The 16,487-nt window shown below is 27.9% G+C and carries 14 protein-coding genes; 4 read left to right on the forward strand and 10 right to left on the reverse strand.

Features of this window, described 5'->3' with window-relative positions:
• The first annotated feature begins 82 nt into the window (after nt 1-82).
• Entirely contained in the window at nt 83-658 is a 576-nt protein-coding gene (locus Q3287_RS07010; RefSeq protein ID WP_407811752.1) for an ABC transporter substrate-binding protein, read from the forward strand.
• Between the two features lie 129 nt (nt 659-787).
• On the opposite strand, the gene Q3287_RS07015 is transcribed toward Q3287_RS07010, so the two are convergent.
• From Q3287_RS07015 to Q3287_RS07045, 7 genes are all read right to left on the reverse strand, one after another.
• Complete coding sequence (locus Q3287_RS07015) at nt 788-2,029, reverse strand: ABC transporter permease (RefSeq protein ID WP_407963760.1); 1,242 nt, start codon at nt 2,027-2,029, stop codon at nt 788-790.
• A gap of 20 nt (nt 2,030-2,049) precedes the next feature.
• A complete protein-coding gene (locus Q3287_RS07020; protein ID WP_407963761.1) occupies nt 2,050-2,916 on the reverse strand; it encodes an ABC transporter ATP-binding protein in 867 nt (288 codons plus the stop codon).
• A gap of 38 nt (nt 2,917-2,954) precedes the next feature.
• Complete coding sequence (locus Q3287_RS07025) at nt 2,955-3,716, reverse strand: hypothetical protein (protein ID WP_407963762.1); 762 nt, start codon at nt 3,714-3,716, stop codon at nt 2,955-2,957.
• Nucleotides 3,713-4,228, reverse strand: coding sequence for an RNA polymerase sigma factor (locus tag Q3287_RS07030; RefSeq protein ID WP_074178152.1), 516 nt, complete (start codon nt 4,226-4,228; stop codon nt 3,713-3,715). Before Q3287_RS07030 ends, Q3287_RS07025 begins: the two co-directional genes overlap by 4 nt.
• A gap of 354 nt (nt 4,229-4,582) precedes the next feature.
• On the reverse strand, nt 4,583-5,104 hold the full coding sequence (locus Q3287_RS07035) for a PadR family transcriptional regulator (RefSeq protein WP_407963763.1): 522 nt from the start codon (nt 5,102-5,104) through the stop codon (nt 4,583-4,585).
• Nucleotides 5,105-5,158: 54 nt separating this feature from the next.
• Nucleotides 5,159-6,007, reverse strand: coding sequence for a sialate O-acetylesterase (locus Q3287_RS07040; RefSeq protein ID WP_407963764.1), 849 nt, complete (start codon nt 6,005-6,007; stop codon nt 5,159-5,161).
• Between the two features lie 146 nt (nt 6,008-6,153).
• On the reverse strand, nt 6,154-6,435 hold the full coding sequence (locus Q3287_RS07045) for a hypothetical protein (protein WP_054270325.1): 282 nt from the start codon (nt 6,433-6,435) through the stop codon (nt 6,154-6,156).
• Between the two features lie 384 nt (nt 6,436-6,819).
• Here Q3287_RS07045 and Q3287_RS07050 point away from each other — a divergent pair, with 384 nt between their 5' ends.
• The 3 genes from Q3287_RS07050 (at nt 6,820) to Q3287_RS07060 (ending at nt 9,914) form a co-directional block, all read left to right on the forward strand.
• Nucleotides 6,820-7,674 carry a GyrI-like domain-containing protein gene (locus Q3287_RS07050; RefSeq protein WP_407963765.1) on the forward strand — a complete coding sequence of 285 codons (855 nt, stop codon included), beginning with the start codon at nt 6,820-6,822 and terminating at the stop codon, nt 7,672-7,674.
• A gap of 196 nt (nt 7,675-7,870) precedes the next feature.
• Entirely contained in the window at nt 7,871-9,376 is a 1,506-nt protein-coding gene (locus tag Q3287_RS07055; RefSeq protein ID WP_407963766.1) for a recombinase family protein, read from the forward strand.
• A gap of 58 nt (nt 9,377-9,434) precedes the next feature.
• Entirely contained in the window at nt 9,435-9,914 is a 480-nt protein-coding gene (locus Q3287_RS07060) for an ABC transporter substrate-binding protein (RefSeq protein ID WP_074178151.1), read from the forward strand.
• Between the two features lie 130 nt (nt 9,915-10,044).
• Here Q3287_RS07060 and Q3287_RS07065 read toward each other — a convergent pair whose 3' ends face one another.
• From Q3287_RS07065 to Q3287_RS07075, 3 genes are all read right to left on the reverse strand, one after another.
• The gene (locus Q3287_RS07065) at nt 10,045-10,392 is read right to left on the reverse strand and encodes a cupin domain-containing protein (protein WP_054276714.1); all 348 of its coding nucleotides are present in this window, start codon (nt 10,390-10,392) and stop codon (nt 10,045-10,047) included.
• Nucleotides 10,393-10,798: 406 nt separating this feature from the next.
• Entirely contained in the window at nt 10,799-14,677 is a 3,879-nt protein-coding gene (locus tag Q3287_RS07070; protein WP_407963767.1) for a hypothetical protein, read from the reverse strand.
• A gap of 1,047 nt (nt 14,678-15,724) precedes the next feature.
• Complete coding sequence (locus tag Q3287_RS07075; protein ID WP_407963768.1) at nt 15,725-16,471, reverse strand: YdcF family protein; 747 nt, start codon at nt 16,469-16,471, stop codon at nt 15,725-15,727.
• Nucleotides 16,472-16,487: the final 16 nt, after the last annotated feature.

Consider the following 16,487-nt stretch of genomic DNA (forward strand, 5'->3'; position numbering starts at 1 on the left):
AAATATAGATACATTTTTGTAACAACTACAATAAATATTTAATACTATATATTATTCGGATGTTTTATGGGAGGTATTTATTATGTTTAAAAAAATAGTCGCAATTGCAAGTTCTGTTGTTATAGGCACGCTATGTCTAACTGGATGTGATTTTAGTTCCAATGATAAAAAAGATGACTCTTCATCTAAAAATCTAGATAAGGTAACTATAGCAGAAGTTACTCATTCCGTTTTTTACGCTCCACAATATGCTGCTATTACAAAAGGGTTTTTTGAAGATGAAGGTATAAAAATAGACCTTATAAATACTCAAGGTGCTGATAAAACTATGGCGGCTTTGATTTCAGGTGAGGCAAATGTAGGTCTAATGGGTCCTGAAGCATCTATATATGTATATAATCAAAATAAAAATGATTATGCAGTGAACTTTGCACAATTGACTAAAAGAGATGGAAGTTTTCTAGTAGCTAGAAAAAAAATGTCTAATTTCTCTTATGATGATTTAAAAGGAAAAGAAATATTAGGTGGCAGAAAAGGTGGAGTTCCTCTTATGACTTTTGAATATGTTCTAAAAGACAAAGGGCTTACTATAGGAGAAAATCTAAAAGCAGGTAATGTTAATGTAAGAACTGATGTACAAAAATCAGTATGTTTATAACATAAACTTATAACATCTAAACTACATATTTTATAATTGCTCAACTTAAATACAAAACTTCAAAGCTTGAATATATAGAAATTAACTATAATTTATTTCTATATCTTCAAGCTTTTTATATTATATAGTTTAATTAACTTGGTGTTTTTTAAAATTATTTTTAGTAAAAGGTAAGAAAAGAATTGCAAGTACTAAACATGTAAAAATAATCATAGTTGGTAAATCTATTATTAAATTACCAATCTTGTAATCTATATAATTGGCAAACGAAAATGAAATAGCATTTGATGGCAAAATTCGTAAAATCAGATTATAAAGTTTGTTGGTTTCACTATATTGTAAAAATATTGGTACGAAAAGTATTATTATATTTGTAATTAAAACTGGAAAAGGTGATTTCATGAAAGAAGATAATAAAAGTGTAAAACTAATTAATGCTATTAATATAATATAAATAACTAATATGCTTAGTAATGTTGCCTGTAAAAGTGTATATGGATATGGAACTGAACTAGTTGTAAGTTGTAATGGTAAATTCCATCCATCCATTCCAAAAGACAGAGTGAGTATTCCAACACATACAATTGTGTTTATAATAAAAATAATTGTACCAAATAAAAAAGAACTTATTATTTTGGCTGTTATAACTTTACTTTTTCCATATTTAGAAGATAATATCACTGAATCAGTACCTGATTGATATTCTCCTGAAAATACAGAAGCTATACTTATACAAATAGCTAATATAGTAAAAATCAGTAAATCTCTCGATAATATGAAATAATCCCAACCTTGATAATATCCATTTAAATAGGGCTCACTTATTTCCTTATTCTTAGATAACCAAAATTCCTTTTCTTTTTGTGTATAATTTCCGTCTGCATATTCCATATTTAAGATTGTATTTACTTTTTCATTTCTAGACTTATAAAAATCAATGCCATTCTTTAGTGACATTGTTCTAATTATAGAGGAATCAAAATCATTAGGCTTACTATATGACTCTATTATAAAACTGTAAAAACTCTTACTAGGATAAAAAAATTTCCAATAAATATCTGGCTTAAAATCTGAAAAACCACTTTCATCTTTTATAATATTATCTGGATTATTAAACATTTTTTGATATTCTTTAACTGAGTTTTCTACTTTTTTATTTGTTATGTACCCATCATTTAATTTAGATTGTTGTTTTTTTATTTCAATGGCCTGTAGACCTCTATACTCTTTTCCATTCTCATCATTAGCTTTTTGTTTAATTGGCATTAAAGAAAAAAGGATTATGCTTAAGGCTAGACTTCCTAAAATAACTGCTATTGTAGACTTTCTCTTTATTATTTTTTTTAATTCAAATTTAATTAATGTAAACATACTTATCTCCTTATATATATTTATAGTTCCTCATTAATACAATATAAATACAAATCTTCTAATGTTGGTTTCAAATTATATGCATTATCATGTGGTTTTATATCACTTATAATTCTAAGATTTACGACTCCTCCAGAATGATGAATATTTGCTAAACAATATCTATCAGACATATACTCTACTTCATTTTCATTAATTACACATTTCCATACTTTATCTTCTATTTTTGAAGTTACTTCTTCAACTGAACCAGTTAAAATGAATCTTCCTTTTTTCATTATTAAAATCTTATCTGCAATATGTTCTACATCAGATACAATATGAGTAGATAAAATAACAATTTTCTTTTTAGAGAATTTTGAAATCAAATTACGAAATCTAACTCGTTCTTTAGGGTCTAATCCTGCTGTTGGTTCATCTAATATTAAAATTTTAGGGTCGTTAAGTAGTGTCTGAGCAAATCCTAGCCTTTGTTTCATCCCTCCAGAGAATGTTTTTATTTTTTTATTGATTACATCTGATAAACCAACCATTTCTAATAATTCTTGTGTTTTTTTCTTTGCATGGCTAGGTATCAATCCCTTTAATGAAGCTATATATAGCATAAATTCTTTTGCAGTAAAATCTGGATAATATCCAAAGTCTTGAGGAAGGTATCCAATCATATCTCTAAAATCTTCTCCCATATCCAAGTTATTTTTACCATCTATCTTTACTTCTCCAGATGTTGGACTTAATATCCCACAAATCATTCTCATAAGAGTGGTCTTTCCTGCCCCATTTTCTCCTAAAAATCCATATATACCTTCATTCAATCTAAATTCTATTTTATCTACTATAACTTTGTTATTATACTGTTTTGTTAATCCTTCTACACTTAGCTCCATACTTATTCCTCCTGATACTGTATATTCTTATTTTTTTCTTACACAATAATATTTTCAAACGAACGAATATGTCTCCATGTTTTTCTTATTTCATAAATTAATATTACTGATGTGATTATAAAAACGATTAGCCATTGGTTTATTGATTCAAATTGATATATACTTTTTCTAAAAGTACCTAGTGTAAATATCAATAATACAAGAGATACACCATATATCATACAATAATAATTCGTATTTTTACCTTTGTTTTTATTTATAATTTCCATACATCCTATACACATTAAGTTAAAGGGCACTAGTATATAAATTATTATATACACTACATTTAAATTAATAGTTTGTTTTGCAGATATCAAGACAATAAGCATAAGCAACAAATCACTTATTCCAAATACAAGCATTCTTGTAGCAATAATTTTGTGTAGTGTATTTTTGGTTGAAAATTCTATCTCTAAAATACTACTATTATATACTTTTGCTAACTCTTCTATATTAGTTAATATGAGAAGTGGAAATGTTGCGGAAATCAAGGATAAAGTATTGTAAAGTGAATTGCTATCTCTTGATGTACTAAATAAAAATAAGCATATTATACACAGTACTAAAAATTGCATAATCCAAGTTCTTTTTCGTATAAAGCCAATTTGAGAGATAAAAAATTCTATACTATTCATTCTTTTATCTGCATTATTAAATGTTAATTCATGTATAGCTTTAACCGTTTTTTCAATTGCTGAAACATCATATTTTGGAACTTTATATTCAAATAGACTTTCTTTAAGTTTTTTATTATTCATAATTTACCTCCTTCCAAATATAATTTTAGTTTTTTTAATGCTCTATTCATTCTATACTTTGTGACAGAGACGCTTGAACCCATAATCTTAGCAATATCCTTAAATTTTAAATCATGATAATATCTTAAAATTATCACTTCAAACTCTACTTCTGGTAATTTAATCAAAGCTTCTTTTACAAATATTTTGTTTTCAACATCTGCTAATTCTTGCTTTGACATCTCTTTATCTAATGACTCTAAATATATAGGTTGCTTTTTCTTCCATAAGTCCTTACACTTATTTTTTGCAATAACATATAAATAGTTTTCAAACTTACCATAATGTTTATAATCACTTATATTTTTTATAACTGTTATAAATACATCTTGGGTTAAGTCTTGTGCAGTCATTTGATTGTCTACATGGCGATAACAATAACAATAGATGCTATCATAGTATTTTTTGATTAGAGTATCAAATAATTCTTTTTCCCCTGCTTTTATTCTTGATATAATCCGAGCATCATTCACTATTATCACCTCCGTCATTATATATAACGATTTATACTATAAAAAAGTCAGTATAAAAAAATTAATTTATTATTTTATAATTATTTATAAATACAATTATATTAAAACTATTTGTACCATTAATTAATACTTAAACAATTTTATTATATCAAATGTCATACTTTTCATCTTAAGTGTCTGTAATTCAACGATTAATAACTTTATATTTATAAATTTTATTTACATAGTATAAATGTCTTTTAACATCTTATATAATAAAAAGACAGATATCCAATTGGAAATTATCTGCCTTATTTTAATCTATATATCCTACATTTATATAAAGTATATATGTAGATTTTTTTATTATTAACATCAATCTTTAATATCATTTAGTAACTTCTCAAACCATTCAATATTAACTAAATGGTGAGAACGAGAATTTTCTAGCATTCTATTAAAATAATGTGAATTTGTTTTGTTATTTTCTATGGATTCATTTAACAGAGAAATTCTTACTTGAGTTTGCTTAATTTGCGTTTCCAATAATTCTATTAACTTTTCATTTTTATAATCATTGGCAAATAACAGTGCTGCGTAAAATGATAGATTTATATACTCTGTTTTAGAACCATACTTATACATTAGTTTTTCAAATTCTTGACATCCAAGTTCAGTAATTATATAGTTATGAGTTTCTCTACTTTTATTAGATTGTTTATTTTCAACTTTTTCAATAAACTTTTTTTCTTCAAGTTGCTGTAAATTATAATAAAAAGAACCTTTAGTGAAATTTACTATGTACTTGTAATGCTTCTTCTCCATTAATGCTAACAACTCATATCCATAAGAATTTGGATTTTGTTTTAATAATCCTAAAATTAATAAGGGTATCAAAAAATCACCTCTTTTTTCAAGCTATATTTACTAATATATTAATGAATATTTTATCTAATTATCATTAAGTTTAATAAGTTTAGATTCAAACTCATCATATGATATCTTTCCTAGTGCCAAGTCCATACTATTTATATATATTTTTTCTGTTTTTGTATATGTCTTGGAATTACTTGGTATTATCAACTCACTTTCATTAGCTAATGCTTCCATAATATGCTTTTTATTATAAAAAGCTTCAAAATAACGTAATCCAAATTTTCTTTGAGATATTGCATCAATATGAATACCATCAGGATTAGATGTAAGGCCTGTTGCTGTAACAAAGTAACAATTATCTTGTTCAAAAGCAAATTTCTGTAACTCTTGATTGATAAATACGTACTCAGTACAACTTTTCCCAAAACCTACTTTTCCTAAGAAGTCTCCCAATCCACCAATAATAATTGGCATATCTGGAATATTTAATTCTTTTCTAAGAGCTTCAATAATAGAAAGTAATTTTTTATAATAAAATTTATAGTTGCCATTATTACTGTCACTTTCTCCTTGATGCCATAAAATTCCTGTCAATTCACTGCTTTGCATGGCAAATTTAGCTTCACTTATAGCATGTTTAAAAAGTATACCATCTATATTCCATTCATCTAAGGAACTGCCTCCTTCAGCACAAGGAATTAGCCCAATTCTATCATCTTGATTTTCACAACACCATGCATTTGCAAATGATGCAGCAAGACTTACCCCAGAAACTGGTCTGTCATAATTAATAGGTTCTGTCATCATTTGCCATCTTCCATTACGTAACATCTGTATTCTTTCATTATAAATTGGAGTCACTTCACTTATGAATCCTCTTCCAGCCATATTGGACTGTCCTAACATTAAAAATGATTTAATCATTGTTATTGTCCTTTCTTAAACTCTTATTGTATTTATTTTTCATAGTAGTCTAATTAGACTATCTATGTTTATATTATAGTCTAATTAGACTATAAGTCAATAATATTATAAAAAATACTTGTCCTACTTGACTTATTAAAGAAGTGCTAATGACTAGCAACTTCTTTATTTGAATCTTTTATTTGTAATTGTCTATCTACCATTATTTTTTCTATTGCTTCATATATTATTGTATCTTTTTCTTGTTTTTCTTCTAATGTGAACTTTCTTCCTAAGGTTGTTTCAGGAGATACTACATGACAGATTGTCTTTCCATGTAGTACTGTCATGGATATTTTATAACCATTCTCGTCTGTTGGAACATCTACATCGTCGTCGAGATATATTATAGTAGTTGTACCATCCAAGTCTTTTTCTATCTTTGGCATTTAAATCCCCTCCTCTTTATATTTTATGTATCTTAAAAATTGTCCTATTCTCAATGATTATTTATAATTGAGTAACTAAGCTTTGCTTGATTAAGGACAAATCTCAAAAATAGTTAACTATGAATAAAATATTATATATAATTAAATGTTTAACCTAAAATATTATAAAAATTTCATAATCAATTAAAACTGTTATCTTCTATAAAAATTAGATACTAATTTGTGATATACTTTAATGTGAAAAACAATACTATTTGTTCATTTTTGTAGTTAATTACAGACTTTCTCATGTTCATTCTTTATTAAGCTAGTTAATTAGTGCATAGAAAGAGAGGATTAACTATTTTAAAATATATATTATATAAATTACAAGGAGCTGATTTTATGGAATGGATTGAAAGATTAAACAAAGCAATTAACTATATTGAAGAAAACATAACAAAAGAAATTGAATATGAACAAGTTGCAAAAATAGCTTGTTGTTCTACATATCATTTTCAAAGAATGTTTGCTTATATGGCAGATGTACCACTTTCTGAATATATTCGTCGTAGACGAATGTCTTTGGCAGCTGTAGAATTACAGAATGATGATAAAAAAATAATTGATGTAGCTTTAAAATATGGATATTCTTCTCCAACGGCCTTTAATCGTGCATTTAAAAGCATTCATGGTGTTGCTCCATCAGTTATAAAAAAAGGAGAAATAACAACTTTGAAGGCATTTCCACCAATCAGCTTCAAAATTAGTATAAAAGGAGCCGAAGAAATGAATTATAGAGTCGAAAAAAAAGAAGCATTTCGTATAGTTGGTGTATCTCAGCCACTTCACACTGAATTAGAAAAGAATTTTGAAATTGTTCCTCAAATGTGGCAAAAAGTTGCTTTAGATGGAACTCTTCAAAAATTAATGCCTATGATGGATAGTCAACCTCAAGGTGTATTAGGTATAAGCATTTGCAATGATTTAGAAGAATGGAAATATTTTATATCAGTTTCAAGTACAAAATCTATAGATAATACATTAGACGAATACACTATTCCAGCTTTTACTTGGGCTATATTCTCTGGAGAAGGCCAATGCCCACAAGCAATTCAAGAACTAGAAAAGCGTATTGTAACAGAATGGTTGCCTACTTCTGGATATGAATATGACAATGGTCCTGATATTGAGCTTTACTTAAATCCAGACCCACAAAATGCTAAGTTTGAAGTATGGATACCTGTTGTAAAAAAATAGCGTAAAATTTATAGCTAAGGTATAAAGATAACAATATGAACATTACTTAAAGTATGAGATTTTAAATGGACTATAGAAGTTACTATATAAAAATAAACCCTTAAAAATATATCGTGTATTTTTAAGGGTTTATTTTTTATATTTTAAATATAATCAATTTGTTGTTGAATATAATATATTCAAGGAGTGTGATTTAATGAATGTCGCAATTTATTTACGCAAAAGCAGAGCTGATGAAGAAGCAGAACATAGAGGTGAATTTGAAACACTAAGTGGACATAAGACAACTCTTTTAAAATTAGCAAAAGAGAAAAATTTAAATGTTATTAATATTAAAGAAGAACTTATTTCTGGTGAAAGTATAAAATACAGACCTAAGATGATAGAACTATTAGATGAGGTTAAAAATAATGACTATGATGCAGTCTTAGTAATGGATATTGACCGTTTAGGACGTGGAAATATGCAAGACCAAGGATTAATATTGGATACATTTAAAAAATCTAAAACAAAAATTATTACTCCTAGAAAAATTTATGATTTAAATGATGAATTTGATGAAGAATATTCCGAATTTGAAGCTTTTATGGCTCGTAAAGAATTAAAATTAATATCTAGACGTATGCAAAGAGGAAAAATTAAAAGTATTGAAGAAGGTAAATTTATAGCTCAAGCACCGCCTTATGGATATGACATTAAATATTTAAATAATAAAGAAAGAATACTTATAATAAATGAAGAGAAAGCAACTGTTGTTAAAATAATCTTTGATATGTATTTAAAGGGAGGTGGCGCATGTAAAATATCTAGTTATCTAAATGAACTTGGTTATAAAACTACAACAGGTAGGACTTGGTATGAAAAGGGAGTTAGAGATATTATAAAAAATAAAGTGTATTGTGGTTATATAGTATGGAATAAAGTTGAGAGAAAAAGAAATTCTAGTAGAACAAGAGGAATCGAAGAACAGATTGAAGTAAAAGGAAAACACGAACCAATAATAAGCGAAGATATATGGAATGAAGCACAGAACATAAGAAAAAAACGTAGTAACTCTCCCACATCAAACAATAAAATAACTAATCCACTAGCTGGGATTGTAAAATGTGGATACTGTAATCATACTTTAGTAGCCAAATCCAATACTACATCAAGTGGTCATGAGAAATATATGGTTTGTACTAATTGTAAAAATAAAGCTACAAAATTATACATATTAGAAAATAAAATTTTATCAGTTTTAAACAAATGGGTAATAGATTATAAACTATCTTTAAAAGAAGAAAAAGATAGTTTTAAAATTAAGGATAATTTAGAAAATACTTTAGCAAGTTTAAATAAAGAATTTAATAATCTAGAAAAACAAAAAGAGCGACTACATGATTTTTTAGAACAAGGGATTTATGACAGTGATACATTTCTAGAACGTTCAAATATACTTACATCTCGTATAGAAGATATAAGAAAAGCTATAAATAAAACAAATATAAATATTGAAATTGAAAAAGAAAGAAAAATAGTTGAAACGCAAGTTATTCCTCAACTCGAAAGAATTCTAAGTGAATATACAGAAGAGAAAGAACCCTATTTAAAAAACATACTACTTAAAACTGTAATTAATTATGCTGTATATAAAAAAGAAGCTAGTCAGAAGTCTGATGATTTTTCTTTAACACTCTACCCCAATATCTCAAGAAATTAATCAAAAAATTAAATACATATTTTAGTGTTATAATTAGACTGATTACCAATTTGGTGTAATGGCAGGAGCTTTTGCAGGTGGAGAAGGAGACTTTACAACAGCTTTTGAACCTACAGCAACAGCTATGGAAAAAGAAGGTAGTGGATATATAGTTACATCTATAGGAAAAGATTCTGGAGAAATACCATTTACAGCTTATTCCACTACTAAATCATATATGAAAAATAATAAAGATTTAATTCAAAGATTTACAAATGCTGTCTATAAAGGTCAACTATGGGTTCAACAAGCACCTAGTAAGGATATAGCTAAAGCTATGCAACCTTTCTTTGAAGATATATCTTTAGAAGACTTAACAACAGTTGTAGATAGATACAAATCAATAGATGCATGGTCTCAAAATCCTGTATTAAAAGAAGAAGGATTGAACAAATTAATGTCTGTTATGAAAGAAGCCAAAGAATTAGACAAAGAAGCACCTTATAAAGATATTGTAAATACTGAGTTTGCTGAGAATGCTATAAAAAATATAAAATAAAGAATATATGTTCATCATTTCAACAATGAAAAAGAGGCTTATCTCTATTTTGAGATAGCCTCTTTTTACAGTTTGAGATTAAAGTTTATATAATAAAATAGAAATTAAAGTACCAATTGTACTTATATATCTATCCTCTATATTCTGCTCCAGCATTGATTTTTGTGATTTGAACAGCTACCATTTCTTCTTTGCTTCCATTAGTAATCTCATGCCACTCTCCTGTTGGTACAAAGACAGTATCACCATCTTTTACATCACATTCATGTTCACCAAGCTTCATTTTACCTTCTCCCTTTAGAAACACAAATATTTGCTCACCATTAGGATGTCTATGAGCATTAAGAACTTGATTAGGTTTAAAATAATAAACTTCTGAAGTTATATCACTACCAGCGAATACTGGTATTTTTGGAACAGCTGCATCATTATATTGAGCTAAGCTTCCATCTAATAGATTCTTTTTATTTTCATGCATACTAGAAATACCTCTTTTCTGTATTATAGATTTACTCTTATTATTCCAATATAAAAAAATAGTATTCTCATCCTCAACAATAGGAATAAAATTCTTTTCTTCTTAAAATGCAGTAAAGTTTACCTATATACTTAAAGAAATGTACCTTTATGAATATAAAAATAGCCTGATGTGATAAATCTTAAATTATTTTTGGCTATATAAATTTAGATAAGTAAAAGATATGAATAATTTTTATTAAAAAAACAAAACTATATAAGGACCACTTCGCTTTAGGCAATAGCACTGCGAAGTTAGTCCTTATCAAATATAAAAAGGTTGATATTTTTTAATTAATATAAAATATTTTCTTCATACACTGTAAAGCTACTTTTTATCTTATTTAGGATAAAATTATTGTGGCAAATTAATATTTAGACTTATTTTTAGAACAATCATTGTTACAATTGCAACTGTGCTCATTGCAACAACAATCATTACAACAATTGCAACTATGTTTATCACAACAACAGTCTTTACAACAATTACAACAAGGGTCGTCACAACAGCAATCTTTACAACAATTACAACAAGGGTCGTCACAACAACAATCTTTACAACATGAGTCATCACAACAACACTGTTCAATTTTCACTTTCACTCTTGATATATTGTTGTTAGGATTTGAATCTGGTGTTGTTGAAGTTACTTTTGCAGTATTTATTAGTTTGTCATTACATGTTGGTTTTACAAATCCTCTCAATAGAATAACTCTTAAAGACCCTGCTGGTAATGTACCTATATCAAGACTTCCAGTCCATGGTTTAAAACTTATACCTCTATCCAATGAAAATTCTGCCCTACCAAGTTTATTTGATACATGGTCTATTAAAATAACATTTTGAGCATCTGCTGGTCCTGCATTTGATACTTTTATTAAAAATTCTAATCGTTCTCCTACACAAACTTCTTTTTTATTTACTAATTTTATTACGGAAACATCTGCTGATAAGCTTACTTCTGCTTCTGATGTTGAAGTATTGTTATTTAGATTTGGGTCATACGTAGTTGAACTTACAGTTGCAGTATTTACAATAATACCTACTGTTGTTTGGCTTACTGTTCCCATTATTATAATATTTCTTACTTCTCCAGCATTTAGAGTACCTATATTAAGTCTTCCAGTCCATGGATGGAAAGTCACTCCGTTGTCTATTGAGTATTCTGGATTTAAAATAGAAGTTGGTATATTGTCTGTTAAAATAACATTTTGTGCAGCTGATGGTCCTGCATTTGAAACCTCAACAACATAAATGAATGTTTCTCCTGGTACAGCAATTGGTTCATTCTCTTTTATTACAGAAATATCTGCTGATGAACTTACTTCTATTTCTGCTGTCGAAGTATTATTGTCTAGATTTGGATCAGGTGTAGGTGAACTTACAGTTGCAGTATTTATAATCATACCTACTGCTGTTTGACTTACTATCCCTTCTATTATAATACTTCTTATCTCTCCAGAATTTAAAGTTCCTATATTAAGACTTCCAGTCCATGGTTGGAAAGTTACGCCTCCATTTACTGAATACTCTGGATTTAGAATAGAGCTTGGTACATTATCTGTTAAAATAACATTCTGTGCAGCTGATGGTCCTGCATTTGTAATTACTATAGTATAGCTAAAAGTTTCTCCTGGAACTGCTGCATCCATATTGTTGGTCTTTATTACACCTATATCTGCTGATGCAATAATAGGAGTTGTCACTGTTGATGAATCTACAACTGGTTCTGGTACATTTGCACTTACTTCTGCTGTATTTGTAATATATCCTGTAGCTGTTGAACTTACTAATCCCTTTATAATAATTCTTATTAATTGCCCTGGTGCCACTGTACCTATATTAAGGCTTCCAGTCCATGGTTGGAAAGTTACTCCATTATCTATTGAGTATTCTGGATTTAAAATAGCAGCAGGTATATTATCTGTTAAAACTACATTCGTAGCATTGGATGGTCCTTCATTAAAAATTCCAATTGTATATACAAGTTCTTCTCCAGGAACAGCTACATCCTCATCAGTTACTTTTATAATAGAAATGCCTGCTTGTGGATTAACTGGTGTAATAGTAGTTGATATATTATTACTTAAATCTGGGTCAGGTGTAGATGAAACGACTGTTGCTGTATTTACTATATCTCCTGTAGCGTTTAAACTGACTATTCCTTGTATTAAAATTGTTACTGAAGCTCCAGCACCTAAAGTTCCTATACCAAGACTTCCAGTCCATGGTTGGAACGTTACCCCACCATTTGTTGAATACTCCGGATTTAAAACAGAATCTGGTATATCATCATTTAGTACTACATTTTCAGCATTTGATGGCCCTAAATTTACTACTTCAATAGTATATTTTAATAAAGTACCTGGAACTGCTGAGTTAGGTTCTGATGTCTTAACTATTAAAAGGTCTGCTAACAGACTTACTTCTGTATCTATTGTAGATGTATTATTTCTAGGGTTTGGGTCTGCTGTAGATGAAGATACCACAGCTGTATTTCTTATAGTACCTATTGCTGATGGATTTACAACCCCTCTAATTATAATAACTCTTACTTCTCCTACTCCTAAAGTGCCTATATTAAGACTTCCAGTCCATGGTTGGAAAGTTATTCCTCCATTTGATGAATACTCTGGATTCAAGATGGAAGCAGGTATATTATCTGTTAAGATTACATTTTCAGATGGATATGGTCCATTATTTATAACTTTTATAGTATACATCAGTTCTTCCCCTGGATTCACAACATCAGGCTCAGACATCTTTGTAACTTCAATATCTGCTGTTATTACCAAAAGTGGAACTGGATTAGAATCTACTGAAAAATCATTTGGTATTCCTCCCTCTACAGGTGTATAAGAATAATCTATAGTTGCTATATTATTAATTGGATTTGGATTAGGAATACCTTCTACTCTTACATCAAAGGTTACTTCAACACTTGTCCCTCCTCCAACATTTGGCAATGTAAAACCTATATTAGGGTCTACTCCTGATATAGATGCACCATTAACCGTTACACTTCCAGGTATAAATAACAAACCATTTGGAACGATATCTCTAAAAAATACATTAGTTAAAGGACTACTACAAGTATTATCTAGTCTAACTGTGTATGTGACTATATCTCCTACATTTGCAGCCGTTGTATTGCTTGTTTTTATTGGAGTAAATGTTGGTATTTCAATTTCTCTTAAAGAAACATCATCTATAGCATAATCATTTCCGACAGCACCTTCTCCTTCACTAAAAAATTCTACTGTAAGTTGATTATTATTTTGAGAATTAATGATAGTACCTACTTCTTTCCATTCTGGTGCGTTTGTATTAACTGGAATTTGAGTTCCTAATGTTGCCTGATACAATATATTATTATTTTGGTCAAGTATTCTTACGCCTAATTGTGGTGGTGGATATCCTGTTACCTTAAAAAGATTTAAAATCCATGTACTAAATAGGAAATTAGTATTAGGTGTAACAGATACTGTTGATCTAAAAAATACAGCGCCTGGATCAAAACCATTTACTACCATCATTCTACCTGTTTCATTTCCTGTAGTATGGTCAGCAATACGCCACCAAGCTCCTATAACGTTGCTCATCGCATTTGTCATAATGTTTTGTACTGTGTATTCTCCATCTATCGGTGTAAACTTAGTCGGGTCTGGTACCACATACGTAAAATCTGGCGTTACACCTGGGTAAGGTTCTATTGCAGGACCTGTATTACTTGGTGTACCTGGTTGGAAAAAACCAAATGTACCATTATCCGCATCTGTAATAAGATTTATATCAGATACAGATACACAAGGGTCCAATATATTTTGTATAGGTGTATAAATTACAGGTCCATTTAATATATTTTGATTTGTTATATCAGAACCTGTCACTGTTATTAGTAATGTATTAGGTGTTGTAGAATCTAAGTTTGTTGAACCTGTAGGTGGATTTGTTACAAAAGTAATAGGTGGTGCTTGGGCAATTGGAACTGGACCTATTACTGCTGTTGCAAAATTTCCTGGTGTTGGTATTCCTCCTGGAGTTCCAAAAGCCTCCACAATCCTATAGTTACCATTTGGAACATTAGTAAACACATAATTCCCTGTAGCATTTGTAAGAACTACAAGTCTAGCTCCAGTTGTTATATTTTGTAACACAACTGGTACATTGGCTATTCCTGTGTCTCCAGTGTTGATAGTAGCACTTCTATCTCTATCAAAAATTATTTGGCCTGACACTGTTGCCATATTATCACTCCTTTAAAATTATAAAATTTTGTGTTCATAATATATTATTCTTTTAAATACTTTTATGTGACATTTTCATTCAATAAGCATGCTTTTTTTCTATAATATTCTTTTTTTCTTTCCATAATTCCCAATCTATTTGATAGCGTATTTTTTGTGGTAGATAAACTATTTAGATTATAATTTTTAAAAACCATCATACAAATAAAAAATGGCATAAAATATACTATTTTATGCCATTTTTTATTAATCTAGTATTTTCAATATATATAATAAGATAAAATTGTATTTTGTCAGTAAAATGTCAGTAATTTTTTTATTATTTTTTCTCTTTTTTTAGTTTCAAATAAATTAAAAACCATGCTTTTATATTCTATAACTATCAGACAAACTATTTAAAAAAAATCAAATTTAATCACTTAAGATATTTTTAGGATTAAACTATATACATCTCATTTTTTATTTATGTTCTATTTTAATCACAAAATTCTCAGTATTTTATTCACTTAATAATAATAGCAAATTAAAAGTAACTTCAAAATACACGTTAAAATCTAGTTGAATTTTATAACATTTACTCACTTTGATTATTTCGTATTTTTTATTCTAATTATTTTCGTAATTTTGCCCAAAATGACGACTTATTATTTTAGTTTTTAAGTAGCTTATATATTTTTTATTGATGTTTTATACCTTCGAGGATAAAACGAGCTTAGAATTTATTTAAATCTCTAATTGTACGCCTCAAGCTAAAATCAAGAATTTTAGTTAACTTTCTTTTTATTATGTAAACTAAAAAGTCTTTTTAAAATTCTATCTATATTTATAACAATTAGTACAATCTTAAAACTATTTTTATATTGATTTGTATTAATATTATGAATATTTTATTTACGTTCATGATATTAATATAAAATGCCAAGGAGATTTGTAAAGATGAGAAATGGATTAAAATTAAAAGAAAAGATAATTTTATAACTTTTGATTTATCATATAAAAAAAAGACTGGATATAGGTTTATAATTTATATCCAGTCTTCTTAATTTATTATCTATCAAAAACAATTGTTTTCCATAGTGCAAAAAATTCTCTTGTATAATAAGTAGGTACAAATGAAAGTTTTGATTTACTAGCATAAAAAGAGGTGTTTTTATATCCATTTCTATATGCCAATATTTTACTTCTAAGAACATGAAAATCCGTTGTTACTATTTTTATTTTTAAGTCTTTTAATTTTCCTTTGCTATGTTCTTCTATCTTTAACTTTGAATACTTAAAATTTTCGTAAGTATTAGTAGATTTATCTTCCTCTATTATTCTATTCTTATTTATACCATTTTTTGTAAGATAATCTTTCATAGCTTTTGCCTCAGTTATATTTTCTCCATTTCCTTTACCACCTGATACAACCACATAACAATCATCATTAACTTTTAAATATTTTAAGGCTGTGTTTAATCTTCCCTTTAAGGTTGTACTTGGTGTATTCTTCTTTACAGAAGCTCCTAAAATCAATAGATAATCACTCTTTACTTCAAAGTTATTTTTGGGGTAAAAAATAATCAAACTTTCAGTAACTATGAACACTATTAAAAAAACACTAATTATTATCTTTAGCACTTTATAAAAAACCTTCTTTTCTTTAATTTTATTCTTAAATATTTGATAAACAATTAATAGGATTCCTACAACTAAGAAAATTTCACTAAATGAAATCCCTCCAAAAACTATTTTAAGATAAAAATAGTAAATTGCAAATACTATGCCCAATATTAAACTAACACTATTTAACATATTCTCATAATCCTTT

Origin of the sequence: Clostridioides sp. GD02404, from assembly GCF_045898275.1 — a bacterium.
Classification (GTDB): Bacteria; Bacillota; Clostridia; order Peptostreptococcales; family Peptostreptococcaceae; genus Clostridioides; species Clostridioides difficile_A.

Bases quoted from the DNA above. Each gene is read 5' to 3' on its own strand.
- Q3287_RS07010 (WP_407811752.1), top strand. From the start codon at position 83: ATGTTTAAAAAAATAGTCGCAATTGCAAGTTCTGTTGTTATAGGCACG.
- Q3287_RS07015 (WP_407963760.1), bottom strand. From the start codon at position 2,029: ATGTTTACATTAATTAAATTTGAATTAAAAAAAATAATAAAGAGAAAG.
- Q3287_RS07020 (WP_407963761.1), bottom strand. From the start codon at position 2,916: ATGGAGCTAAGTGTAGAAGGATTAACAAAACAGTATAATAACAAAGTT.
- Q3287_RS07025 (WP_407963762.1), bottom strand. From the start codon at position 3,716: ATGAATAATAAAAAACTTAAAGAAAGTCTATTTGAATATAAAGTTCCA.
- Q3287_RS07040 (WP_407963764.1), bottom strand. From the start codon at position 6,007: ATGATTAAATCATTTTTAATGTTAGGACAGTCCAATATGGCTGGAAGA.
- Q3287_RS07045 (WP_054270325.1), bottom strand. From the start codon at position 6,435: ATGCCAAAGATAGAAAAAGACTTGGATGGTACAACTACTATAATATAT.
- Q3287_RS07050 (WP_407963765.1), top strand. From the start codon at position 6,820: ATGGAATGGATTGAAAGATTAAACAAAGCAATTAACTATATTGAAGAA.
- Q3287_RS07055 (WP_407963766.1), top strand. From the start codon at position 7,871: ATGAATGTCGCAATTTATTTACGCAAAAGCAGAGCTGATGAAGAAGCA.
- Q3287_RS07060 (WP_074178151.1), top strand. From the start codon at position 9,435: ATGGCAGGAGCTTTTGCAGGTGGAGAAGGAGACTTTACAACAGCTTTT.
- Q3287_RS07065 (WP_054276714.1), bottom strand. From the start codon at position 10,392: ATGCATGAAAATAAAAAGAATCTATTAGATGGAAGCTTAGCTCAATAT.
- Q3287_RS07070 (WP_407963767.1), bottom strand. From the start codon at position 14,677: ATGGCAACAGTGTCAGGCCAAATAATTTTTGATAGAGATAGAAGTGCT.
- Q3287_RS07075 (WP_407963768.1), bottom strand. From the start codon at position 16,471: ATGTTAAATAGTGTTAGTTTAATATTGGGCATAGTATTTGCAATTTAC.